Source organism: Ureibacillus sp. FSL K6-2830 (assembly GCF_038004145.1).
GTDB lineage: Bacteria > Bacillota > Bacilli > Bacillales_A > Planococcaceae > Ureibacillus > Ureibacillus thermosphaericus.
In genome coordinates this window covers 1,073,762-1,100,104 of record NZ_JBBOQR010000001.1, presented here as the reverse complement: position 1 = coordinate 1,100,104, position 26,343 = coordinate 1,073,762, and the positions used below count along the sequence as shown (strand labels likewise).

21 protein-coding genes are annotated in these 26,343 nt (G+C 37.8%); 20 read left to right on the top strand and 1 reads right to left on the bottom strand.

Features of this window, described 5'->3' with window-relative positions; genetic code table 11:
- The first annotated feature begins 11 nt into the window (after positions 1 to 11).
- Positions 12 to 533: a YwhD family protein gene (locus NSU17_RS05350; protein WP_340704501.1), complete on the top strand. Its 522-nt coding sequence runs from the start codon at positions 12 to 14 to the stop codon at positions 531 to 533.
- A gap of 303 nt (positions 534 to 836) precedes the next feature.
- On the opposite strand, the gene NSU17_RS05345 is transcribed toward NSU17_RS05350, so the two are convergent.
- Positions 837 to 2,894, bottom strand: coding sequence for a transglycosylase domain-containing protein (locus NSU17_RS05345; protein ID WP_340704500.1), 2,058 nt, complete (start codon positions 2,892 to 2,894; stop codon positions 837 to 839).
- Between the two features lie 285 nt (positions 2,895 to 3,179).
- On the opposite strand from NSU17_RS05345, the gene speB reads away from it, so the two are divergent.
- The 19 genes from speB to rpoE all read left to right on the top strand — a co-directional run bounded on the left by speB (position 3,180) and on the right by rpoE (position 26,187).
- Positions 3,180 to 4,052 carry an agmatinase gene (gene speB / locus NSU17_RS05340; RefSeq protein WP_340704499.1) on the top strand — a complete coding sequence of 291 codons (873 nt, stop codon included), beginning with the start codon at positions 3,180 to 3,182 and terminating at the stop codon, positions 4,050 to 4,052.
- Positions 4,053 to 4,251: 199 nt separating this feature from the next.
- Positions 4,252 to 4,689 (top strand): DUF1934 domain-containing protein, encoded by a 438-nt coding sequence (locus NSU17_RS05335; protein WP_340434838.1) that lies wholly within the window; start codon positions 4,252 to 4,254, stop codon positions 4,687 to 4,689.
- Positions 4,686 to 6,353, top strand: a complete 1,668-nt coding sequence (argS, locus tag NSU17_RS05330) for an arginine--tRNA ligase (RefSeq protein WP_016837286.1) — start codon at positions 4,686 to 4,688, stop codon at positions 6,351 to 6,353. The genes NSU17_RS05335 and argS overlap by 4 nt, the downstream gene beginning before the upstream one ends.
- 313 nt (positions 6,354 to 6,666) lie before the next feature.
- On the top strand, positions 6,667 to 7,839 hold the full coding sequence (locus tag NSU17_RS05325) for an acyl-CoA dehydrogenase family protein (protein ID WP_340704498.1): 1,173 nt from the start codon (positions 6,667 to 6,669) through the stop codon (positions 7,837 to 7,839).
- Between the two features lie 18 nt (positions 7,840 to 7,857).
- Complete coding sequence (locus NSU17_RS05320) at positions 7,858 to 8,739, top strand: transporter substrate-binding domain-containing protein (protein ID WP_168412648.1); 882 nt, start codon at positions 7,858 to 7,860, stop codon at positions 8,737 to 8,739.
- 73 nt (positions 8,740 to 8,812) lie between these two features.
- Positions 8,813 to 9,526, top strand: coding sequence for an amino acid ABC transporter permease (locus NSU17_RS05315; protein ID WP_340704497.1), 714 nt, complete (start codon positions 8,813 to 8,815; stop codon positions 9,524 to 9,526).
- Positions 9,527 to 9,541: 15 nt separating this feature from the next.
- Entirely contained in the window at positions 9,542 to 10,246 is a 705-nt protein-coding gene (locus NSU17_RS05310; protein ID WP_168412646.1) for an amino acid ABC transporter permease, read from the top strand.
- 15 nt (positions 10,247 to 10,261) lie between these two features.
- Positions 10,262 to 11,017, top strand: a complete 756-nt coding sequence (locus NSU17_RS05305; protein ID WP_016837281.1) for an amino acid ABC transporter ATP-binding protein — start codon at positions 10,262 to 10,264, stop codon at positions 11,015 to 11,017.
- 350 nt (positions 11,018 to 11,367) lie between these two features.
- Complete coding sequence (locus tag NSU17_RS05300; protein ID WP_340704496.1) at positions 11,368 to 12,420, top strand: adenosylcobinamide amidohydrolase; 1,053 nt, start codon at positions 11,368 to 11,370, stop codon at positions 12,418 to 12,420.
- On the top strand, positions 12,417 to 12,977 hold the full coding sequence (locus NSU17_RS05295; RefSeq protein WP_340436241.1) for a cob(I)yrinic acid a,c-diamide adenosyltransferase: 561 nt from the start codon (positions 12,417 to 12,419) through the stop codon (positions 12,975 to 12,977). Before NSU17_RS05300 ends, NSU17_RS05295 begins: the two co-directional genes overlap by 4 nt.
- A gap of 280 nt (positions 12,978 to 13,257) precedes the next feature.
- A complete protein-coding gene (locus NSU17_RS05290; protein ID WP_340704495.1) occupies positions 13,258 to 15,408 on the top strand; it encodes a (Fe-S)-binding protein in 2,151 nt (716 codons plus the stop codon).
- Positions 15,409 to 16,618: 1,210 nt separating this feature from the next.
- Positions 16,619 to 17,806, top strand: coding sequence for an acetyl-CoA C-acetyltransferase (locus NSU17_RS05285; protein ID WP_340433910.1), 1,188 nt, complete (start codon positions 16,619 to 16,621; stop codon positions 17,804 to 17,806).
- Between the two features lie 23 nt (positions 17,807 to 17,829).
- Positions 17,830 to 18,681 (top strand): 3-hydroxybutyryl-CoA dehydrogenase, encoded by an 852-nt coding sequence (locus tag NSU17_RS05280; RefSeq protein ID WP_340704494.1) that lies wholly within the window; start codon positions 17,830 to 17,832, stop codon positions 18,679 to 18,681.
- 15 nt (positions 18,682 to 18,696) lie between these two features.
- Positions 18,697 to 19,827 (top strand): acyl-CoA dehydrogenase, encoded by a 1,131-nt coding sequence (locus NSU17_RS05275; protein ID WP_340704493.1) that lies wholly within the window; start codon positions 18,697 to 18,699, stop codon positions 19,825 to 19,827.
- 63 nt (positions 19,828 to 19,890) lie between these two features.
- Positions 19,891 to 21,030, top strand: a complete 1,140-nt coding sequence (locus tag NSU17_RS05270; RefSeq protein WP_340704492.1) for an acyl-CoA dehydrogenase — start codon at positions 19,891 to 19,893, stop codon at positions 21,028 to 21,030.
- A 5-nt stretch (positions 21,031 to 21,035) separates the two neighbouring features.
- Positions 21,036 to 21,671 (top strand): TetR/AcrR family transcriptional regulator, encoded by a 636-nt coding sequence (locus tag NSU17_RS05265; RefSeq protein WP_340704491.1) that lies wholly within the window; start codon positions 21,036 to 21,038, stop codon positions 21,669 to 21,671.
- Positions 21,672 to 21,838: 167 nt separating this feature from the next.
- Positions 21,839 to 25,123, top strand: a complete 3,285-nt coding sequence (gene icmF / locus NSU17_RS05260) for a fused isobutyryl-CoA mutase/GTPase IcmF (protein WP_340705478.1) — start codon at positions 21,839 to 21,841, stop codon at positions 25,121 to 25,123.
- Positions 25,124 to 25,374: 251 nt separating this feature from the next.
- The gene (locus NSU17_RS05255) at positions 25,375 to 25,533 is read left to right on the top strand and encodes a hypothetical protein (RefSeq protein ID WP_340704490.1); all 159 of its coding nucleotides are present in this window, start codon (positions 25,375 to 25,377) and stop codon (positions 25,531 to 25,533) included.
- A gap of 69 nt (positions 25,534 to 25,602) precedes the next feature.
- A complete protein-coding gene (gene rpoE, locus NSU17_RS05250; RefSeq protein WP_340704489.1) occupies positions 25,603 to 26,187 on the top strand; it encodes a DNA-directed RNA polymerase subunit delta in 585 nt (194 codons plus the stop codon).
- Positions 26,188 to 26,343 lie beyond the last annotated feature (156 nt).

The following is a 26,343-nucleotide window of genomic DNA, read 5'->3' as shown; positions in this document are numbered from 1 at the left end:
GGGATGACAATATGACAAATGAAGAAAAACCAAAACAAAAAATGTCTTTTACCATTATAAAAAACGATCCAACAGATGGTCATAAAGGATTTGGAATAGGTACAATATCATTGGAGAATGTAACGCCAGTATTTATTGATATAGAAGAAAAACATGCATTTATCGATATGGGAGCAATGCATGCCAAGAGTGAAGTGGAAAAACGCATTAAATTTACGACAAACCGTGAAGATTCAGCTGGCGGTAAACCATATTGGCTTGTATGGGTCACTGTCGATATAAAAGAAGATGGACCATATTACGCAGGGGTTGCAGCATGCGAAATGGTTGTCAATAAAGAAAAGCGCAGAGGTTATAAGATACTTGCCGACCATGTAAATAAAATGGACAAATCATTAAAACGCAAAATTGTTGTCGATCATATGGACGATGAATCGAAAAAAATATTGGCGGATTTTCTACAAAATCACGATCTCGGCATGTGGGAACGAAGCAGTCAACAATTAAAAGATGAATTAGCTATAAAAAAATAAAAAATATATAAACAGCAGATTTTATTGTCAATAGGATTTGTGAAAAAAGTATCTAAAAGTGTCAGAATTGTGACGAAACGTTGTAATATTCATTCCTTTGTTGAAACCATTCTAAAAAATAAGTACACTGAATTTATAGCTAAAATAATAGTATAGCTAGGACAAGGACATTTAGTAGATAGAGTAGAATCAATGTGGCATTTTATTTTCCCAAGCAAAATGTCTCATTTATCTCTGTTTACGAAAAAAGCTTTCTCTTTCGTGAAAATTCCAAGAAAGAGAAAGCTTATTTTTTTATCTTTTTTAATTAAACAAACCTTTTAATGACTCGAATGGAAATAATTCAAAAAGACCATTCCAACCATCTTCATGAAAGAAATCAAAGTCTGTACATTTTTTCGTCGGAATATCTTCTTCCTTTAAATACATGAGACGTTGTTTTGGGCATGCGTCTGTCGCAAGTTTACCCGTTTCAATATCAATCATAACCCCTCTGACGCCTTTTGGTACTTCAAAAGATTCATTCGGTTTATCACGATGAACGGCCTCCATAAAATCAATCCATACTTGTTTATGGGCGGACATATCGGAAGAAGAAGATAACGTTTTTCCTTGATCATAGCCGTTCCAAACTCCTGTCGTAATGGAAGGACTATAACCAATCAACCATTGATCTGAAACCGTTGTTCCCGATTTTGCCGCATACGTATGCGTCATTCTTGAACGAAGGGAAACCCCAGTTGCAGGGGAATAATCACTGAATATCGGGTCAAAAATGCCTGTCATCATTTGAGTTAATAGGAAAGCATCTTGTTCAGAAATGACTTGTTCTTCAGAAGGTTCTTCATATTCATACACAAGTTCGCCTTCCGCATTATGAATTGATAGAATTGTAGTCGGTTTTCGATATTGCCCTTTTGCAGCAATGATATTGTAAGCATTTGTTAAGTCATATAACGAGTTTTCAATCGTTCCGAGCGCCATGGATGGATTGTCTTTGTTGGAATATCTTAAATTAAATCTTTCAGAGATTTCTCGGAATTTATCGTAGCCGATTTGTTCTAATGTTTTAACTGCGTAAATATTATCTGAAATCGCAATCGCCTGAGCCATCGACATGTCGCCATCTGCAAATTTTCCATTGACGTTTTGTGGCTTGTAGGTAGCCCGTCCATCATCGTAAGTAAAAATCGTTTCACCTACGTCTAAATAGGTGAGCGGTGTAAAGCCATTTTCCAGTGCTGCTGCATACAGGATTGGTTTTATCGCAGAACCGGGTTGACGAAGTGCTTGTGTTACGCGATTATAGGAACTTTCTCGATAATTACGTCCACCGACAAGGGCGGTTACTTGGCCAGTTTCTACATCCATGCTGACAAGTCCCACTTGTAATTCATTATCAGGCATATTTTTATTAATTGCCTCTTCAGCAGCCTTTTGGTGAGCTTGGTTTAATGTCGTTTTAATAATCCAGCCCCCTTCTCGAATATTGAGTTTTTTCTCTTCCAAAATTTTCGTCGCTTCTTGCCACACAACATCCAAGAAATAAGGCGCAATCGTTTTAGAAGCAGTCCATTGATCATTTTTTAACACGATGTTTTCAGATAATGCGCGTTCCTTTTCTGCACTTGAAATTTTATTTTGATCTTCCATTAACGATAAGATTAACTTTTGACGATTAAAGGCTTTGTCATAATTATTAAGAGGAGAATAGATACTTGGCCCTTTAGGGATGCCCGCAAGCAAAGCAGATTCAGCTAACGTTAAATCGCTTGCGGATTTACCAAAGTAATATCTACTTGCTGCTTCAGCTCCATACATGCCGTGACCGTAGTTCACTGTATTCAAATAGGCTTCTAGTATTTCATCTTTAGAATAAAAGAGTTCCAAACGATAGGCGTAAAGTGCTTCCATTATTTTACGAGACCATGTTTTTTCTAAAGTTAAATATAGATTCCGTGCTAATTGCTGGGTGATTGTACTTGCACCTTCTGCTTTACTGCGCGTTTTTAAGTCATTTAAAACGGCACTCGCAATTCTTGAATAATCAAAACCATTATGTTGATAGAAATCTTTATCTTCCACTGCAATCGTTGCCTCTATTAAATAAGGTGAAATTTCATCTAGTTCTTTCCAATATCGACGTTCAGCAGTAAAATAATCGCCAATTTGATTGCCGTTCCGGTCTAAGAATACGGATGCTTTCGTTATGATGAGTGGTGGAGCTCCAGCAACTTGCGCATAGATTCTTAAACCTACAAACGATACGACAATTGCACATAGAAAGGCAATCGAGTAAAAAGCAATATTTCGAATCTTTTTTTTCCGTCGAATATGCCGATGATAACTACGTCTACCCATCCATTTCACCTCTTTTCAATCAACTAATCATAGTATGGACTTGAAATTTACTGTTTAATCGAAAATATACATAAAAAAACTGTTGCCTTTTGTCTAAAAACGTCTATACTTTTTCTGTATGAAAATTGTTTCATCTTGAAATGAAGTTTTTGTTTTCGTAATCAATAGTGAATACGAAAAATGTCGAATAAAGTTCCGAATTCTTTTGGATTCGAAATTTTCAGTTTTCAAGTAATAGGTACTAGAATTAGTGTAAGTAAAAGATGAATAGAGTAGGTGATTCATATGAGATTTGACGAAACATATTCTGGCAATGTTTTTATAAAAAGCCATCCTAATTACGAAGAATCAAAGGCAGTCCTATATGGTATGCCGATGGATTGGACAGTAAGTTTCCGCCCAGGTTCTCGCTTCGGTCCCGCAAGAATTCGTGAAGTTTCTGTTGGATTGGAAGAATATAGCCCATATCTAGACCGTGAATTAGAAGAAGTAAAATTTTTCGATGCAGGGGATATTCCACTTCCATTTGGGAATGCTCAAAAATCATTAGATGAAATTGAAAAGTTTGTAAAGAAAGTGTTAGCAGATGGGAAAATTCCTGTCGGCATGGGTGGAGAGCATTTAGTGTCTTGGCCTGTAATGAAAGCTGTTTATGAAAAATACCCAGATTTAGCCATCCTTCATTTTGATGCACATACGGATTTGCGCACAGATTATGAAGGAGAGCCATTAAGCCATGCTACGCCAATCCGAAAAATTGCGGAATTGATTGGTCCTCATAATGTATATTCTTTCGGTATTCGTTCTGGACTTAAAGAAGAATTTGAATGGGCGAAAGAAAACGGCATGTATATTGCGAAATTTGAAGTGTTAGAGCCTTTAAAAGAAGTACTTCCAACGCTTAAAGGTCGCAACGTTTATATCACGACGGATATCGATGTGCTAGATCCTGCATTTGCTCCTGGAACTGGTACAGTAGATTGCGGCGGCATTACATCAAAAGAACTGCTTGCATCAATCCATGAAATTGCAAGAAGTGAAGTAAATGTCGTTGGTTTTGACTTAGTAGAAGTAGCTCCTGTATACGACCACTCTGAAATGACAGCCAATACGGCTTCCAAACTATTAAGAGAAATGATTCTAGGTTGGATTAAATAAAAATCTTGAGGCGATTAAAGTTCATTGGAAAACTTTAATCGCTTTTTTATTTGATATTTTTTCCTAATCAGAAGGAAAACCGTTTAAAATGAAGCCAACGCCTTGATATTTTGAATTTTCATCCGTTCCCTTGAAATTTCTTGCAAGGCAATAATATAATGTATAAGTTATAGTAATACATAAGGAGTGCCCACAGGAAATGAGTGTTGAAAAAAACGTAAAAATAAAAGTCATTTCGACGATTTGCCCAATTGAAGGGGACGAGGAAACATATGAACTGTGGCTTCAAGGTGTTTGGCTAAAAAAGAACAGTAAAATGTATTTACGCTATGAAGAAGTAATAGAAGACCAAACAATTCGTACAACAGTAAAAATGAATAACGACGATGCACTCATTTTGCGAAGTGGAGCTGTCAACATGCGGCTGCCTTTTAGCACAGAATGTAAACAAAATGGTCATTACGACACAATGTATGGCACGTTGCCATTGCAAACAAAAACTTATCACCTAGGGTTCGAACATGTAGATGAAGATAATATAAGTGGCAGATTTAATGTGCAATATGATTTAATTATTAGTGGACAATCAGTCGGTCATTATACATTGGAAATACAATACACGGAGGGACAAGCATGAATGCAGTAGGACAATTGCAAGAATCATTGAAAAACGCTTTAAAAGCTGCTGTTTTAAAAGCGCAAATTTTAGAAGAAGGAACGGATTTTCAAGTTCATATTGAAGTGCCAAAAGATCAAACAAAAGGTGACTTCGCAACAAACTTGGCGATGCAACTAACGAAGCTAGCAAAAAAACCCCCACGCCAAATAGCAGAAGCAATTGTTGAAAATTTAGAAACAGAAGGAACTGATATTGAAAAAGTTGAGATTGCAGGACCGGGCTTCATCAACATCTTTGTTCGCAAAGATTTCCTTGCAGATATTGTAAAAGCGGTGTTCGAACAAGGTGAAAATTATGGTCGCTCAAATAGCGGAGGCGGAGAAAAAATTCAAGTGGAGTTTGTATCGGCGAATCCAACAGGTGACCTTCACTTAGGACATGCTCGCGGTGCTGCATTCGGCGACTCCCTTTGCAATGTTTTAGATTTTGCAGGATATGACGTTACTCGTGAATATTACATTAACGATGCGGGAAATCAAATTAACAACTTGGCTTATTCCCTAGAAGCGCGTTACAAACAAGCGTTGGGACTTGATGCGGAAATGCCGGAAGATGGCTACTATGGCCAAGACATTATTGAGATTGCAAACAAACTTGTTGAACGATACGGCGATTCTATTTTAGAAAAATCCGATGAAGAACGTTTTAACTTCTTCCGTGAAAATGGATTAGCTCTTGAATTAGAAAAATTGAAAAAGGACTTAGAAAACTTCAGAGTTCGATTTGATGTATGGTATTCCGAAACTTCATTATATAAAAATGGAAAAATTGACCACGCTTTAAATAAATTAAGAGAAAACGGCCACGTTTATGAACAGGATGGAGCGACTTGGTTCCGCTCAACAACATTTGGCGACGATAAAGACCGCGTTCTCATTAAATCAGACGGTTCATACACATACTTAACACCAGATATTGCATACCATGAAGATAAAATCCAACGAGGCTTCGATAAACTGATTAACGTATGGGGAGCAGACCATCATGGTTATATTCCGCGTATGAAAGCGGCAATTCAAGCTCTTGGCTATGACCGTGATAAATTAGAAGTCGAAGTCATCCAAATGGTGCAGCTTTATAAAAACGGCGAAAAATATAAAATGAGTAAACGTACAGGTAATGCTGTAACAATGCGTGAGCTGGTGGAAGAAGTAGGGCTTGATGCAGTACGATACTACTTCGTGAAAACCGCTTGCGATTCCCATATGGACTTTGACCTTGATCTTGCAGTTGCAGAATCAAACGAAAACCCTGTATACTACGCACAATACGCTCATGCACGTATTTGTTCTATTTTGCGCAGTGCAGAAGAACAAGGATTCCAAGCATCATTAGAAAACTTACATTTATTAACGGATGAAAAATCAGAGGAAGTGTTGAAAAAGGTAGGTACTTTCCCACAAATCGTAGCAGAAGCAGCAAAACATCGCACTCCTCACCGCATTGCGAACTATACTCAAGAATTAGCAGCGGCATTCCACAGCTTCTACAACGCGGAAAAAGTGTTAAATCCGGATAATAAAGAATTAACAGAAGCGCGTCTTTCATTAATTCAAGCTGTTCGAGTAACTCTTGCCAACGCATTAAGACTAATCGGCGTTTCAGCACCAGAAAAAATGTAATTTGTTTTAAACCAGCTTCATAATAGGGGCTGGTTTTTTTGTATTCTTATAAAATTTATAGGAATTATATTGACATTGAATGTACGATTGAGTAAAATTTGATTCATATAAATCCAACTAAACAAGTTGGTATTAAGTGATTGATAAAGTTGTAGTTTCTATAACATAACAATTCTGACTAATGAACTAAGAATATATTGACTAATAATGTCGAAAAAAGTAAAATCATGACGTAGTAAATATCATTAAGTTGAGTTTTTTTGTTGGAAAAATAAGAGATCCCTTTTTATTGTGAAAGGCAGGTAAATCTTACTTGAAAGAACTATTTATTAAAACCGAAAAACAACGGGAATGGCTTGAAAAGTTAGCTGTTTTAGAAAAAGCTATAAAAGAAAATGCCCAACGAAACGATGAAGAATCGATTTTCCCTCATGAAAATATAAAAAGGTTACGTGAGATTGGATATCCAAAAGTTACTTTGCCTACCGAATATGGTGGCGAGGGGATGAATGTTTATGATGCCATATTACTGCAAGAAACGTTAGGTAGTTATGATGGCAGTACAGCTCTTTCTATTGGATGGACTCTGCTCACGGTAGGGGATGTCTATGAAACGAAAAGCTGGGCAGAAGAAAAGCTTAAAGAATTTGCAAACGATGTAAAAAACGGAGCAATCATCAATAAAATTTTCAGTGAAGTCATTACAGGAAGTCCAGTCCGTGGTGGCCGTCCTGGAACAAGCGCTGTGAAGAAAGGGAACAAATGGGTAATCAATGGTCGTAAAGCTTATGCAACATGTTCACCTGAGTTAGATTATTTCTTAGTAACCGCTTGGATTCCAGAAATTGAAAATATCGGAAACTTCCTAATTCATAAAGATACAGAAGGCCTTTCAATCGATGAAACTTGGGACGTAATAGCCATGAAATCGACTGGCAGTCACGATCTAGTTTTAGAAAATGTAGAAGTAGATGAATCAAATTTAGTAGAAATTCCGAAATACCAAACAGGCTTTAAATTGAATGGATGGCTATTAATCATTCCAGCTACATATCTAGGAATTGCGCAAGCAGCTCGCGATTATGCAGTGGAATTTGCCAATACACACTCACCAAATAGCATTAAAGGAACGATTGCAACATTGCCGAACGTTCAGGCATTAATTGGAGAAATTGATTTGCTACTGATGCAAGCTCGCTATACCCTTTATGGTGCAGCCCAAAGTTGTATCGATTTAATGCAAAAAGGTGAAATTTCAACAGAAGACGCTGCCAACATTGCAAATGCAGTCAATGTAGCAAAATATACCGTTACAAATAATGCAATTCAAGTCGTGGATAAAGCAATGCGCGTGGCAGGAGCAAGAAGTTTACAACGCAACAATCCACTTCAACGATATTATCGCGATGTTCGTGCAGGACTTCATAATCCACCAATGGATGATTTAACAATAAAACAATTAGCAGAATCAGCATTAAAATTATAATTTTAGGAGGAAACAACAATGAATTTTAAAAAATTTTTTAAATTAGGAGCGATTGGTTTACTAGCAGCATCCCTTGCTGCATGTGGTGGAGGAAATGAAACATCTACTACTGAAAACGAAAATTCTCAAGATTCATCCGATGTGAAAAAAATTAAAGTAGCTTATGCAATTTCTTGGAAGCCGATTACGTATCAAGATGAAAACGGTGAGCCAGCAGGATACGAATTAGATATGCTAAGACTTGTTGATGAAAAATTGGAAGACTATGAATTTGAATATATCGGAACTACAGACGATGATTTATTAATCGGTGTAGAACAAGGGAAATACGATTTAGGGGTTAAAAACATTTTCTATACAGATGAACGTGCAGAAAAATATGTTTTCCCTAAAGAATTCACAGGATTAAGCAGCGTTGGATTACTATTGAAAAAAGAAAATGAACATATTAAAGATTTATCAGATTTCGCAGCTGCTGGTTTAGAATTAGCTCCAATTGCAGCTAATAACGCTCAATACACAGTAGTAGCGAAATACAACGAAGAAAATCCGGATAACCAAGTGAAATTAGTTGCTGGCGATACATTTGCTGTGGACGCTGTACAATGGGTAAACGAAGGACGTGCAGATGGTGCAATTGCACTTGAACCAGTTATCGATAAACAAATTAACGATCCAGAAGGTCCATACCATAATCTAAAAGACGAAGTAGTGTATAACGAGTTCACTGTGATCAAAACTTGGACATTATTTAACAAAAACAATCAAGAATTGGCAGATGCTTTCGACGAAGTAATTAAAGAAATTAAACAAACAAATGCATTAAACGAATTAATGGTTAAACACTATGGACGTGACCTATTTGAAGTATTAGAAAGAGTAGAAGGTCAGTCTAAATAATCATCTTGATATACGGGCTGTTGGGTACCAATCACCTTACAGCCTTCATTTTTTCATGAAAAGTGGTGAGAGAATGTTTGAAAAGTATTTTGATATTGGCTATTTATGGGGAGCATTTCCGCAATTATTGCCATACTTAAAAATCACTTTTGCTGTGGCGGGTCTTGCCGTATTCTTTGGTACATTGCTTGGCTTAGTCTTAGCCTTTATGAAAATGGGCAAAAGTAAGGTGCTGCAAGTAATCGCCCATGGATATACAACGATTATGCGTTGTACGCCATCCATCGTTCTATTGTTTTTAGTCTACTATGGTGTTCCATTTTTAGCAGATTCATTGTTTAATGTGAATTTACAAAATATTTATACAGGTGTTTTTGTCGTTATTACGTTCTCATTACAATTTGCAGCCATGATGTCTGAAGTGATTCGTTCCGCAATTCAATCCATTGATAAAGGACAATTTGAGGCGGCGGTAAGTGTTGGGCTGACGCCATGGCAAGCATACAGACGCATCATTTTCCCACAAGCTTTTGTTGTAGCTCTTCCTAACTTCGGAAACGGTCTAATTGCCGTTTTACAAGAAGGGGCATTAGCTTACACAATTGGATTTATCGACATTGTTGGAAAAGCAAACTTGATTATTGCAAGTAACTTTAATTCCCATGCGTTAGAAATATACATTGCATTAGCCGTGATTTATTGGGTTATTTCCATTGTCATTGAAAAAATATTCGAACTCCTTGAAAAAACTTTCAGCAAAGGTTCCCGCTCGATAAAGGCATCGTAGGAGGTGGAGTAACAAATGTTAAATACAGAATTTTTAATCGATACGTTTTTCGTTGCATTATCAGGCGTGCCGATCGCATTGCTTGTGACTGTTGTTGCTCTTGCGATTGCTTTGCCGATTGGGTTTTTCTTCGCTTTAACAAGAATTAATAAAATTCCGGTGCTGAATCAACTAGCGAAAATTTATGTATCATTCGTTCGCGGTACGCCAATCATTATCCAAATTTTCGTTTTATATAGTTTTATACCGATTCTATTAAATATGACCTTTGAAAAATATAACATCGATTATGAAGTGTATAAAATTCATCCGATATGGTATGCATTCGTTATTTTCGCTTTCAACAAGTCAGCCGTTTTAATTGAAGTATTCCGTTCGGCCTTATCGACTGTTGAAAAAGGACAATTGGAAGCTGCCTATTCTGTCGGTTTAACGACAGCTCAAGCATATCGAAGAATTATTATTCCGCAAGCTCTTGTCTCTGCCTTGCCAAACATTGCGAATACAACGGTAAACTTAATTAAAGCAACCTCATTAGGTTATGCCATCTCCTTACAAGAGATTACATTAAAGGCAAAAGTAGCAGCAAACTTTGGTTATAACTATTTGGAAGCATATATTGATATTTTCATTGTCTATTTAATTATTTGTATTGCGGTCGAACAATTATTTAAGTATTTAGAGAAACGGTTAAGCCGTTACAAAGTTGCCAATGCTTAAGGAAGGAGGCAAATAATGTTAGAGATTAAAGATATTCATAAATCCTTTGGTAAAAATGAGATTTTAAAAGGTGTAGATTTAAAGATCAATAAAGGGGACGTTGTAGTCATTCTAGGTCCAAGTGGTTCCGGGAAAACGACACTGCTTAGATGCATTAACTTTTTAGAAAGAGCAGATAAAGGAACTGCAAGATTCGGGGACTTAGAAGTAGATTTAAAAAATGCGACGAAAAAAGAAGTGCAACAAGTACGTAAAAAAACTGCCTTCGTATTCCAAAACTATAATTTATTTAACAATAAAACGGCCATTGAAAACGTAATGGAAGGGTTAGTTATTGCTCGCAAAGTGCCGAAAGCCGAAGCGAGAGAAATTGCGAAAAAAGCATTAGATAAAGTCGGCTTATCCGAAAAATACGACTATTATCCAAGCCAGCTATCAGGAGGGCAGCAACAGCGTGTTGGAATTGCTCGTGCTGTCGCTTTAAACCCGGATATTATTTTATTTGACGAGCCAACATCCGCACTTGACCCAGAACTAGTAGGGGAAGTATTAAATACGATGAAAGAGATTGCCAACGAAGGTACGACGATGCTTGTTGTTACCCACGAGATGGGCTTTGCTAAAGACGTCGCAAATAAAGTGATTTTCATGGACGGCGGTGTGATTGTTGAAGAAGGTACACCACATGATATTTTTGTTTCGCCTAAAGAGATTCGAACAAAACAATTTTTGCGTCGTGTATTGCCAGGGTCTTTTGATTACGAAATTTAATCTTCATTTAATGAAACGCTCTCATGTTATAGATTTGAGAGTGTTTTTTTGTACCTTTTTCTGTTTTTTAGAATTCGTACGATAATTCTTAAAGAATAAGCTATAATTAAATGGGTGAAGAGCGCACAATCTTTGAGGGAGAAAGGTACGCATGTTGGCTATCTGTTTCTCGTTTTATGGCGGGAGCTTTTTTATTTTTCAAAAGTTGATACGAATCAATTGGAGGACGTATGGAAACTTACGATACGTATTTTAGAGGGGTAGAGGATAGATGGTGAAGAAAAAATTATTACTCGCTTACGGCTCCTCTATTTTTCTATTACTTATAAGCTTTTGATTTGGGGTATCAATTGGTTCTGTTGATATTCCATTATCATCTTTATGGAATGAAGAAACCAATCCGAGAACATTTAGTATTTTATGGAATATTCGCATGCCATTTAGATATTGCACATCAAAAACAAATTTTGGATATGATACGTAAAGAAGTGACGGAACATGGTTTAACCGTTGTATCGGTATTTCATGATATCAATTTAGCTTCCCTATATTGCGATCATTTATTGCTCATGGAGGCTGGGAGCGTAAAAGCATACGGTGAGCCTCATGAAGTAATTATTGAACAGCAAATCATGGATGTATATAAAGCACGTATTTCAACGCAAGCCCATCCTGAGCAACCGAAACCGCAAATGGCAATTCTCCCAGATTTTGAAGAGCAGAGAAAGGAAAAATCCGTTTCCTTATCCAATATACAAAAGGGAGAGGATTACATTGCTTTTATTGCTGAATTTCCTTTAAAAGTGTTGTCATCAGCGGTTCATAATGCAGGTTTAGGATGGTATGCAACATTCATCAATCGAACAGTTCCACAAGAATATGATATAGAAAATGTGAAAACTGAATTTTTGCAATATATAATTGAAAAGGGCTTTTCACCAACGAATACAGTAGGAATGATGACGGCAGTCGATACGAAAAAAGCGGTGATGAAAGAATATCTTGCACCTTTTGGCAACCTTATTGTCATTGTCACAGCTGGAATTGGCGGTGCTATCGATGTATCTCATGCCTATGAACGAACAGCATATCAAACCATCGGGACAATCAATACATGGGTAATTATCAATGGAAAGCTGTCCAAAGAGGCTTTCGTGCAAGGGATGGTGACTGCAACAGAAGCCAAATCGAAAGCACTACAAACAGAAAAGGTTATGGATAAATTATCAAATACCATTGCCACAGGGACACCGACTGATAGCCTGCTAGTTGCTGCGACGCAACAAGGAGAATTTATGCAATATGCTGGTCCTCTTACAGAAGTAGGGAAAATGATTGGCAAAGGGGTTTATGAAGCAACGGTGGAAGCTATTCAAATTTATAAAAGGGAGATGGAACGATGAAAATTTATACAAAAACAGGAGATCAAGGGAAAACGAGTTTAATTGGTGGTCGAGTTAGTAAAGACCACGTTCGTGTGGAAGCGTATGGAACAATCGATGAATTGAATTCATTTATTGGTAAAGCGGTAACGGAATTAGATCCAAATAAATTTCAAGATATTCTAAAGGATCTTGAAACAATCCAACACGAACTTTTTGATTGCGGAGGAGATTTAGCAAATGTCATGAAAGAAAGAACATACAAATTGCAGGAAGCTTCCGTAGAGGCGTTAGAAAAACGTATTGATGTACTTTCTGAGGAAGTGCCACCAATTAAGCGTTTTATTTTGCCAGGCGGATCACCAGCAGCAGCAACACTTCATATTGCTCGGACGGTAACAAGACGTGCAGAGCGACAGGTAGTTACGCTAATGAATGAAGTAGAAGATGTCCCAGGAGTAATTCAAAAATATTTAAATCGTCTTTCAGATTATTTCTTTGTTGCTGCTCGTGCCGTGAATTACCGCTTGAATGTAAAAGATGTGGAATATATTCGAGGCGGCGATGTATTTCGATAATACTGTATATTAAAATAATGAATTTGCTATAGTAAAAAAATCCAAGTGTGAAATTTTTTATGTTGCGCTTGGATTTTTGTATTTTAGGCAATATTTTTGTAAAAATATCTACTTTTTTAATTGTATAAAATTATATATCATATTTAGTAAATATAGTATTCTAGTTCAACCAGCTAAAAATTTAGAAATTTTTGAATAGTTGTTGACTGAATGCTCATTCATAATTAAAATGAATGATATAAATTGTTGCTGTTCACATGACAAACAAGGGGGATTAGATATGAATGGTTTTTTGCTAGTGAACGGGTTATTATTTATAGCCGTTGTTCTGTATGCAGTTTATCTGTTTGTTTATTCAGTGAAAACAAGATTAGAATATATTAAACTCGGTAAAAAAGAAGAGTTGGAAATCAGTTTCAAAGAGCGATTTGAGAATTTTTGGATTAACGTTCTTGGACAAAACAAATTGTTCAAAGATCGTAAAAGTGGTGTAATGCACCTTATTTTGTTTTATGCATTCTTTATTATTCAATTAGGATTAATTGAATTAATCATCAAAGGATTTATTCCAGGATATACATTTCCGTTAGGAGCTCTTCATCCATTCTTCACGTTTATGCAAGAGTGGACGATGTTTTTCATGTTATGTGCTCTTGTTTATGCAGCTTATCGCCGTTATGGTGAAAAGCTAACACGTTTACAATGGAAAAGAGATAAGAAAGCGGCTTTTGTATATATTGCGTTAATTACACTATGTCTTTCTATTTTCCTTGCTCTAGGTTTTGAAACGGTTGCACATGAAAATGAGCCGAATTTTGTCATTGCTCCATTTTCAGGTATATTTGCATTCCTTTTTGGCGGCTTAAGCCCGGTAGTTGCAAATGTGCTATTTAATGTATTTTGGTGGGTACATATGTTAGCGGTGTTCACATTCCTCGTATTTGTACCCCAATCTAAACAATTCCACGAAGTATTTGTTACGATTGGTCTTTTCTTCAAAAGAGCAGGAAAAGCTGGTCGCTTGCGCAAAATCGACTTCGAGGATGAAGAAGCAGAATCATTTGGTGTTGGAAAAATTGAAGATTTTACAAGAATCCAATTGTTAGACTTATATTCTTGTGTAGAATGCGGACGTTGTACAAATATGTGTCCAGCATCCGGCACTGGAAAAATGTTATCGCCAATGGATTTAATTGTTAAACTACGTGACCATTTAACGTATACTGGTGCCGTTGTGACAAAGAAAAAACCTTGGGTGCCAACGTTAGTTTGGAATAAAACGAAAGGTAATCAACTGGCAATGGCGGCAGGTGCTGAAGGTGCGGTCATTGAAGATATTTATTCTCCATCATTAATTGGTGATATTATTACAGAAGAAGAGATTTGGGCTTGTACAACTTGCCGAAATTGTGAAGATCAATGTCCAGTAATGAATGAGCATGTTGATAAAATTATCGATTTACGCCGTTATTTAACGATGACAGAAGGAAAAATTAATCCTGATGCACAACGAGCGTTAAATAATATTGAGCGCCAAGGAAATCCATGGGGGCTTAACCGTAAAGAAAGAGAGAACTGGCGCGACTCAGATTCAACTGTTCACATTCCAACAGTAAAAGAAGCAATGAAATCTGAAGAAGGCTTTGAATATTTATTCTGGGTAGGTTCCATGGGTTCATTCGATAACCGTTCACAAAAAATCGCGATGTCTTTCGCTAGATTATTAAATGCAGCGGGTGTTAAATTTGCGATTTTAGGAAATAAGGAGAAAAACTCTGGTGATACACCGAGACGTCTTGGAAACGAGTTTTTATTCCAAGAACTAGCTCAAGGAAACATTCAAGAGTTCGAGAAATATGGCGTGAAAAAGATTGTAACAATCGATCCACACGCATACAACATCTTCAAAAATGAATATAAAGATTTCGGATGGGAAGGGGAAGTTTATCACCATACGGAATTGTTATACAAGCTCATTGAGGAAGGCAAGCTTGTATTGAACCACCGTGTGGATGAAACAATCGTATTCCACGATTCCTGCTATTTAGGACGCTATAACAACGTATATGATGCGCCGCGTGAAATTTTAAAAGCGATTCCTGGCGTGAAATTAGTAGAGATGGAACGCAACCGTGAAACAGCAATGTGCTGCGGTGCAGGCGGTGGATTAATGTGGATGGAAGACCGTGTAGGAAATCGCATTAACGTTGCTCGTACAGAACAAGCATTAGCGACAAATGCATCTGTGATTTCTGCAGGCTGTCCATACTGCTTAACGATGCTTACAGACGGCACGAAAGCAAAAGAAGTGGAAGACAAAATCGGAACATATGATGTGTGTGAATTGTTAGAAAGATCTGTCTTCGGAGAAAGAGCAAAAGAAATCGAATCGGGTGAATCATCACAAGAAGAAACTGTAGAAGTACAGTAAAAATGTTTGAAGGGGCTGTTTAGAAAGTCGAACACTTTCTGAACAGCCTTACTTCTTATAGGAATATTCTCTTAAAAACTTTGCTCCTGCGGTGGTCACATCAAACGCGCCTCCTCGTCGCAATTTATCTGTGGCTAAGCTTGTGCGACAGCCGCAATTTATCTGCAGCTAAGCATGTGCGACAGCCGCAATTTATCTGCGGCGAAAGCGTTAGCGACAGCCGCAAAGAGGGCATCTCAAAATGACTTTTTCAGACGCCCCTTTTCGATTTGGGAGTTTGGATGCAAACCCGTCTTTTAGAAATCGTGTGTATTGGTGTTGGCTATTAAATGCGCAAGTTTGACTATTATCCTTTGAAGAATGGCTATTATTATCAGGAAGTTGACTATTATCGTAAATGTCGGAAACAATATTTGTTCCCCTTGGCAATTATGTATTCGACTTTGACTATTATCTTTAGAAAGTTGACTATAATGTGATGGATTTTGACTATTATCTCGTCCGTCAGCGATTGTTTTTATAGGATTGGCTATTAAGTACACAGCTTTGACTATTATCTTTTGAAGAAAGGCTATTATTATTAGGAAGTTGACTATTATCATAAATGTCGGAAACAATATTTGTTCCCTTGGCAATTATGTAAACGACTTTGACTATTATCTTTAGAAAGTTGACTATAATGTGATGGATTTTGACTATTATCTCGTCTGTCAGAGATTGTTTTTATTAAGTACACAGCTTTGACTATTATCTTTTGAAGAAAGGCTATTATTATTAGGAAGTTGACTATTATCGTAAATGTTGGAAACAATATTTGTTCCCTTGGCAATTATGTAAACGACTTTGACTATTATCCTTTGAAGATTGACTATAATTCTTTGGGAATAAAAATATTGATTCACGAAGAGGTTAAAGTATTGGCGAGGCGAGTACATCCAATAAGGATAAAGAGAGGTATTTGGGGTATAAATATTATACTGAAATATTAAATTGTTAGAAAAATAAGAAAAATCGATTGCTAATCTACTTAATTTTCAGTAAAATAATAGGGAGAATAGAAAATGGAGTTCTAAACAACTCCGCTTTTTCTTATGATTAATACTGAGCGAGCGTTCAATCGATTATCAACACTCAGTACTACTATTATTGTATTCAACAAAATAATGAAACATTCAAGATTTACGCACGTTTCGATAAAGGGGTGGAATGTTTGAAAACAGTTATATTAGAGGGTGCAAGAACACCTTTTGGCAAATTCGGTGGCGCATTATCAACTCTTACTGCTTCTGATCTTGGAGGTATTGCCATTAAAGAAGCATTGAAAAGGGCAGATGTCAAGGCGGATCAAGTGGATGAAGTAATTATGGGTACGGTTCTTCAAGCAGGGCAGGGACAAATTCCTTCTCGCCAGGCAGCAACAAAAGCGGGAATTCCTTGGTCAGTAAAAACAGAAACAATCAACAAAGTTTGTGCATCAGGTATGAGAAGTGTGACACTTGCTGATCAACTAATTCGCCTAGGGGAAGAAGAAGTCATTGTTGCTGGCGGAATGGAATCGATGTCCAATGCTCCGTATTACTTGCAAAAGGGTCGTTGGGGATTACGTATGGGAGATTCAACAGTTGTTGATGGCATGATTTATGATGGCCTATCTTGTTCCTTCCATCCAGATAAGGTTCATATGGGGACTTATGGAAACGGAACAGCGAAGGAATTCAACATCTCAAGAGAAGAACAAGATGCATGGGCATTGCGTAGCCATCAATTAGCAATCCGAGCGATTGATGAAGGGAAATTGGCTGAAGAAATCGTTCCGGTAGAAGTAAAAACTCGCAAAGATACATTCATTGTAAAAGAAGATGAGGCGCCTCGCAGAGAAACATCATTGGAAGCGCTAGCAAATTTAAAACCTGCTTTCGACCGAGATGGCACAATTACTGCAGGAAATGCTCCGGGAGTAAATGATGGCGCTTGTGCACTTGTATTAATGAGTGAGAAAAAAGCGAAGGAAGAAGGACGCACACCGCTCGCGTATGTATTAGCTCATGCGGAAGTTGCTGTTGAGCCAGAAAACTTCCCACAAACTCCAGGACTTGTGATTCGTGAAATTTTAAATAAAACAAACAAAACGATTGATGAAATTGACTTAATTGAAATTAATGAAGCCTTTGCAGCAGTTGCTCTTGTAAGCAACCAAATTGCTGGACTCGATCCAAACAAAGTGAATGTAAACGGAGGAGCGGTTGCATTAGGTCATCCGATTGGTGCTTCAGGTGCAAGAATCATTTTAACTCTTTGCTACGAATTAAAACGTCGTGGTGGTGGAATTGGCATCGCAGCTATTTGCTCTGGTGGTGGTCAAGGGGATGCCATCATGGTAGAAGTACCGAAAAATTAATTCAAACAAATGGGGGAAAAGAAATGGCAATTAAAAAAGTAATGGTTGTTGGTGCTGGACAAATGGGTTCAGGCATTGCTCAAGTATGTGCTACAGCAGGATTTGAAGTAAAATTAAACGACATTAAAGAAGAATACTTTGAACGAGGTCTTACAACAATTACGAAAAATTTGTCTCGCGATGTGGAAAAGGGACGTAAAACTGCTGAAGAAAAAGAAGCGATTTTAAATCGAATTACGAAATCCTTGAGCTTAGAAGATGCTCGTGATGTGGATATTGTAATCGAAGCAGCAACAGAAAATATGGAAATCAAGCAATCTATTTTTAAGCAACTAGATGAAATTGCACCGGAACATGCAATTCTTGCGACAAATACATCTTCACTTCCAATTACGGAAATTGCAGCAGTAACGAAACGACCTGAAAAAGTAATCGGTATGCACTTCATGAATCCAGTGCCAGTTATGAAACTGGTGGAAGTAATCCGCGGTCTTGCAACGGCTGATGAAGTATACAAAACGGTAGAACAAATGGCGATTGCGTTAGGCAAAAAACCGGTAGAAGTGAATGACTTCCCGGGATTTGTATCCAACCGCATTCTCCTACCGATGATCAACGAAGCGATTTATGCACTATATGAAGGCGTTGCGACAAAAGAAGCAATCGACGATGTTATGAAGTTAGGCATGAATCATCCAATGGGACCACTTCAATTAGCAGATTTCATCGGTTTAGATACATGTCTATACATTATGGAAATCTTGCATGAAGGATTAGGAGATAGCAAATATCGTCCGTGTCCTCTACTTCGCAAATACGTGGCAGCTGGTTGGTTAGGGAAGAAATCAGGCCGCGGTTTCTACATCTACGAATAGCAGGGAGTGAAACCGATGAATTTGAACTTCACAGAAGAGCAACTCATGATGCGTGATATGGTTCGAGATTTTGCACAAAACGAAATTGCTCCGTTTGTCGAAAAAATGGAAGCAGGTGAATTTCCTAGGCCGATTTTAAACAAAATGGCTGAGCTCGGTTTAATGGGGATTACTGTTCCAGAAGAGTATGGCGGTTCTGGAATGGATTTTATTTCGTATATCATCGCCATTAATGAACTCTCCAAAGTAAGCGCGGTAATTGGTGTTATTCTATCTGTGCACACTTCTGTTGGTACAAATCCAATTCTATATTTTGGAAATGAAGAACAAAAACAAAAATATGTGCCAAAACTCGCAAAAGGAGAATATTTAGGAGCCTTTTGTTTAACAGAACCATCTGCCGGAAGCGATGCTGCTTCCTTAAAAACAAGAGCGGTGAAAAAAGGCGATAAATACATCATCAACGGCTCAAAAATCTTCATCACAAATGGTGGAGAGGCAGATGTTTATATCGTCTTTGCTAAAACGGATCCTGAAAAAGGTTCCCGCGGGGTAACGGCGTTCATTGTTGAAAAAGATGCTCCAGGCCTCATCATAGGAAAAGATGAGAAAAAAATGGGCTTACACGGTTCTAGAACAGTTGAACTGAGCTTTGAAAACATGGAAGTGCCGGAAGTAAATCGCCTCGGAGAAGAAGGAGAAGGCTTTAAAATCGCAATGTCAAACTTAGATGTCGGCCGTATCGGGATTGCAGCACAAGCTCTTGGTATTGCAGAAGCGGCTTTAGATGCTGCAGTGAAATATGCAGGCGAGCGTCAACAGTTTGGTAAGCCAATTATTGCGAATCAAGGAATTGGGTTTAAGCTTGCAGATATGGCAACAGCGGTAGAAGCTGCAAGACTACTCGTTTATCGTGCGGCAGACCTACGTTCAAAAGGCTTGCCTTGCGGTAAAGAAGCGTCGATGGCGAAATTGTTTGCATCACAAACAGCGAGAGAAGTGGCAATCGAAGCAGTTCAAGTATTTGGCGGTTACGGTTATACAAAAGAGTATCCGGTAGAGCGCTACTTCCGTGATGCAAAAATTACTGAAATTTACGAAGGCACAAGTGAAATTCAACGCATTGTAATTAGCAAACATTTATAAGATTCTGGTACTGTCTCAATATTCAAGTAGAAGTGCCAAACACTCGAAAAAAGGGGGATATCCATGAATTTTCAATTGTCGGAAGAACATTTACAACTGCGAGAAATGGTACGAGATTTCGCGCTAAATGAAGTAGCACCTACAGCTCAAGAACGTGATGAGCAAGCACGCTTTGATAGAGAAATTTGGGATAAACTAGCAGAACTTGGACTGACAGGAATCCCTTGGCCAGAGGAATACGGTGGAGCTGGCTTTGATTATTTAGCTTATGTAATCGCTGTAGAAGAACTTTCTCGCGTATGTGCGTCAACAGGTGTAACTCTCTCAGCTCATACTTCATTAGCGGGTTGGCCAGTTTATAAATTCGGTACTGAAGAACAAAAGCAAAAATACCTTCGACCTATGGCAGAAGGGAAGAAAATCGGTGCATATTGCTTAACTGAGCCTGGTTCAGGTAGTGACGCGGGCGCGATGAAAACAACAGCTGTTCAGGATGGAGATGAATACGTGCTAAACGGTTCAAAAATCTTCATCACAAATGGTGGTATCGCAGACATCTACATTGTCTTCGCATTAACAAATCCTGAAGCAAAAACAAGAGGAGTTAGCGCCTTTATCGTTGAATCAAGTTTCCCAGGTTTCCAAGTTGGGAAAAAAGAAGACAAAATGGGAATCCGTTCATCACCTACAGCAGAAATTATCTTTGACAACTGCCGAGTTCCAAAAGAAAACTTACTTGGTGCAGAAGGAGAAGGCTTTAAAATTGCAATGCAAACATTAGACGGTGGACGAAACGGAATTGCAGCCCAAGCGGTAGGAATTGCCCAAGGAGCGTTGGATGCAGCTGTTGAATATGCAAAAGAACGCGAACAATTCGGAAAACCAATCGCAGCAAATCAAGGGATCTCTTTCAAACTGGCAGATATGGCTACAGCAGTAGAAGCATCAAGACTATTAACTTATCAAGCAGCTTGGCTAGAATCCGAAGGCTTGCCTTACGGAAAAGCAAGCGCGATGGCAAAATTGATGGCGGGAGATACAGCAATGAAAGTGACGACAGAAGCTGTGCAAGTCTTTGGAGGATACGGTTATACGAAAGAATATCCTGTTGAGCGTTACATGCGTGATGCAAAAATTACGCAAATCTATGAAGGAACGCAAGAGATTCAAAGACTTGTAATCTCTCGCATGTTGACAAAGTAACAGGTATGAGCAAGGAAAAAATTATCGTACAAACTTCCGTCAAAGATGAAAGCCTTATCGAATTAAGACGCCAACAAATCGTTGAAGCAAGCGTTAAATTATTTAAAGAAAAGGGCTTTCATCGTGCAACAACAAGGGAAATAGCCAAAGCTGCTGGATTTAGTATTGGAACATTGTACGAATACATTCGAACGAAAGAAGATGTACTCTATTTAGTTTGTGACCACATCTACAATAAAGTAACGATGTGTTTATCAGACATTTCAACGCAAAAGGGAACAATTGAAGAACTAGAAAAAGCAATTCGACAATACTTCTTGTTAATTGATCGCATGATTGATGAATTTACAGTCATGTATCAAGAGACAAAATCATTGCCAAAAGAAGCAATGCAATACGTATTAAGCAAAGAGCTAGAGATGGTTTCATTATTTGAGAAAATATTGAAATCTTGCGTGAAATCGGGAGAAATAGAGCTGACAGATCAAGAAATCTATTTAGCAGCAAACCACTTAGTAATCCAAGGACAAAGCTGGGCATTCCGCAAATGGGCGTATCACAAAAAATATACAACTGAAGAATTTATTGCATTGCAAACGAGATTATTCTTATCGGGGATTCTACATTTTCGTGAAAAATAGGGGTAAACACCGCTAAATTGCATACAATAGTTTCGTTTGCAAAGCGGTGTTTTATCGCCTCAACCTTATTTTTCTTCGATGTGCATTTTTCATGAAAGGAAGTTCACTTTAACAACCGGGAGATTTTGTTCACTGTTAAATGAAAGGGGTTTTATTATATGGTTCAAATGCAAACAGAGAATAAGACATCAAAGACTGAAATAAACCGTCCAACAACGGAAGTATATCGTCCGAAGAATCATGTTCGATTTGTAACAGCATCTAGCCTTTTTGACGGTCATGATGTATCGGTTAACATCATCCGAAGAATCCTTCAAGCAAGCGGGGCAGAAGTAATTCACCTTGGTCATAACCGTTCAGTAGAAGAAGTGGTGAACGCAGCGATTCAAGAAGATGCACAAGCTGTTGCTGTTTCTTCTTATCAAGGCGGTCACATGGAGTACTTCAAATACATGTACGATTTGCTTAAAGAAAAAGGAGCACCTCACATTAAAATTTACGGAGGTGGAGGTGGAGTTATATTACCGAGAGAAATAAAAGAACTCCACGACTATGGTATTGCAGGTATTTTCTCACCAGAAGACGGCATGCGCCTTGGGTTGCAAGGAATGGTCAACGAAAAACTCAAAGGAGCAGACTTCTCAACACTGAGAGGGAACTATTTAGAGCTTCTAGATAAATTATCGACAGATCGACCAGAAATATTAGCGAACTTAATTACGGCAGCGGAAGTCGGTGGAGATCCGGAAATCGATGAAATGCTGAAACGGGCGCGCCAAAGAAGCAAAGGAACGCCGGTTGTCGGCATCACTGGAACAGGGGGAGCTGGAAAATCTTCACTTACGGATGAACTTGTACGAAGATTTTTACGAGAGTTCCCAGATAAGCGAATGGCGATTCTCTCTGTTGACCCGACGAAACAAAAAACAGGTGGGGCATTACTTGGTGACCGTATCCGCATGAATGCTATTTTCGATAAACGAGTATATATGAGAAGCCTTGCAACGCGCGGATCTCGTTCAGAACTTTCTGCATCTATCGGCGATATTCTTGATGTGGTGAAAGCAGCGGGCTTTGATTTAATCTTTGTAGAAACAAGTGGAATTGGTCAAGGGGATGCGGAAATTACGAAATATACAGACCTATCCATGTATGTGATGACGAGCGAGTTTGGTGCACCAACGCAATTAGAAAAAATCGACATGATTGATTTTGCTGATTTAATCGCTATCAATAAATTTGAGCGAAAAGGTTCCGAAGACGCCCTTCGTCAAGTACAAAAACAATATCAACGCTCTCATGAATTATGGAACCGACAATTAGACGAAATGCCTGTTTACGGCACAATTGCTAGTCAATTTAACGACAAAGGAACAAACGCTTTATTTGCAGCGCTTGTGAAGAAAATTAACGAAAAATTCGGCTATAATTGGGAAACTTCTTATGAAATCGTCTCTAAAACAGAAAAGCAAGATGTCATCATTCCAAATGACCGTCGATTCTATTTGCGCGAAATTGTAGATACAGTTCGCAACTATCATAAAAAAGTCGAGCAACAATCAGAACTTGCAACAAGACTTTACCAAATCGAAGGAACAATCAAAGAATTAAAAGCGAAAAATCCGGATGAGGTTCTTATCAAGTCTCTCGAAACACTAGCGGAAGGAATCAAAAATGAATTAACACCAGAATCTAAACGAATTTTAGAAAACTGGGAGAAAGTAAAAGAAGTATATGCAGGAGAAGAATTTGTAACAAAAATCCGCGATAAAGAAATTCGAACTTTACTTACAACAACATCTTTATCCGGAACAAAAATCCCCAAAGTGGCATTGCCAAAATTCAAAGACTACGGTGAAATTTTACGCTGGGTATATAAAGAAAATGTTCCTGGTTCCTTCCCGTATACAGCAGGAGTATTTCCATTCAAGCGACAAGGAGAAGATCCGAAACGCCAATTTGCTGGAGAAGGAACACCAGAACGTACAAATAAGCGATTCCACTACTTATCAAAAGATGATCCGGCAAAACGTTTATCAACAGCATTCGATTCTGTAACGCTTTACGGAGAAGATCCAGATGAACGTCCTGACATTTTCGGAAAAATAGGTGAATCGGGTGTAAGTGTCTGCACGCTTGATGACATGAAAAAATTATTTGAAGGCTTTGATTTGTGCCACCCATCAACATCTGTATCGATGACAATTAATGGTCCAGCGCCAATCATATTAGCGATGTTCATGAACACAGCGATTGACCAGCAAGTGAAAAAGAAAGAAAAAGAATTAGGCCGCATTTTAACAGTGGAAGAGTTTGCAGAAATTAAAGAACAAACGCTACAAGTTGTTCGTGGTACGGTACAAGCGGATATTTTAAAAGAAGACCAAGGCCAAAACACTTGCATCTTCTCAACGGAATTCGCCCTTCGTATGATGGGAGATATTCAAGAATACTTCATTAAACATAAAGTGCGCAACTACTATTCTGTATCAATTTCCGGCTATCACATTGCGGAAGCTGGGGCAAACCCAATTACACAATTAGCCTTTACGCTAGCAAATGGCTTTACGTACGTGGAATATTATTTAAGCCGTGGCATGCACATTGACGATTTTGCACCGAATTTATCATTCTTCTTCTCAAATGGCCTTGACCCAGAATACACAGTGATTGGTCGAGTGGCTCGTCGCATTTGGGCAATTGTAATGCGTGACAAATACGGTGCAAATGAACGCAGCCAAAAGCTGAAATACCATATTCAAACATCTGGACGCAGCTTGCATGCGCAAGAAATTGACTTTAACGATATTCGAACAACGCTTCAAGCATTAATGGCATTACAAGATAACTGTAACTCACTTCATACAAATGCATACGACGAAGCGATTACAACGCCAACAGAAGAATCCGTAAGAAGAGCGATGGCTATTCAAATGATCATTACGAAAGAGCACGGTCTGTCGAAAAATGAAAATCCATTACAGGGCTCATTCATCGTAGAAGAATTAACGGATTTAGTAGAAGAAAAAGTGCTTGAAGAATTTGAGCGAATCAATGACCGTGGTGGCGTTCTTGGAGCGATGGAAACACAATATCAACGAGGAAAAATTCAAGAAGAATCCATGTACTATGAACAATTGAAACATTCCGGAGAACTGCCAATTATCGGTGTGAATACGTACATTAATCCGAATGCTTCCATTGAAGAAATTGATAAATTAGAAGTGGCTCGTGCATCGAAGGAAGAAAAAGAACAGCAAATTCGAAACTTACGAGTATTCCAAGAGCGCAATAAAGGTGAGTGTGCCCAAGCATTAAAACGATTGCAAGAAGTTGCACTTTCTGGCGGTAATATTTTTGAAGAATTAATGGAAACAGTAAAAGTAGCAAGTCTCGGTCAAATTACGAAAGCATTGTACGAAGTTGGCGGCCAATATCGAAGAAACATGTAATGTTTATGGTAGATATTTTTTACAAATATAAAGTGCACATAGTAAAATAATAGATGTTGTAATTTTCACCTAGTTGTTAATATTCAGGGGGAACGTTCGAAGTTTTTAGCTTCCGAGCGCTTCCTCTTCTTATACATATACATAAAAAAGTTGGAAAATTTTCCTCTTCTTCATAAAAAATTGTTGCAAATTTTATCATCTTTGGAGGAAAATTGGCTATAATGTTTGTTACAAGAAGAGGAGGGTTGCAAGTGAAACAATACGGACACTATTTAATGATTTTATCATGCCTAATTGCAACCTTCTTTTTGTATAATAAACAATTGGGAGCAATACCGCTTCTCATCTTGTCAGGTTATTTATTTTATATGGCAATCAGAGATTTTTATAAAATAAAAAACAATAAATGAATCTAGCATAGTATACAATTATTTGTATATAATGGTTAACATGTGTAATGTATGTATTAAAGAAAGGGCGTGCACGAGTTGAAGATTCGTGAAATGACAAAAGAGCAAATAGCAGAAGAAGCGTTAGTAGACTTAGCGTTTGCAATTCTAGAAGAGAAAAAAACAGCTACTCCTTTTTTCGATTTATTAGATGAAATTAAAGAATTAAAAGGGCTTTCAGAAGAAGAAGTTAAACAAGTATTGGTACAATTTTTTACGGATTTAAATGTAGACGGTCGTTTCTTATTAAACCACGATAACACGTGGGGACTTCGTGAATGGTATAAAATCGAAACAATCGAAGAAGAAACAGCACCTACTATTAAAACTCGTAAACGTAGAGCGAGAATAGCTGTCTTTGATGGTGACGAAGAAATCATTGATGAAGATGATTTAGTATTTGAAGAAGAATTTGAAGAGTTCTTGGATGAAGATGAAGAAGATATCGACTTCGATGATGAACTTGTGGACGACTTCGATGATGCTCTTGATGATTTAGATGTAGAGCTTCCAGATGAGATTGATGAAGTCGATGATGATTTAATCGATGGTGATGAAGAGTTATTAATCGACGATGAAGAATTAGATGTAGAAATCGATGAAGAGGAAGAATAATAAATTTTTGTAAATATGTAAATTTAATGGTTTTTATATAAACTACTTGACTAATTAATTTGTTCCGTTTAATCTTTTATTTGGGCTCCTTAAGAAGGAGAATGAACGTGATATATTCACGCTCCCCCTGCAAAATGCAGGAGGAGCGTTTTTTAT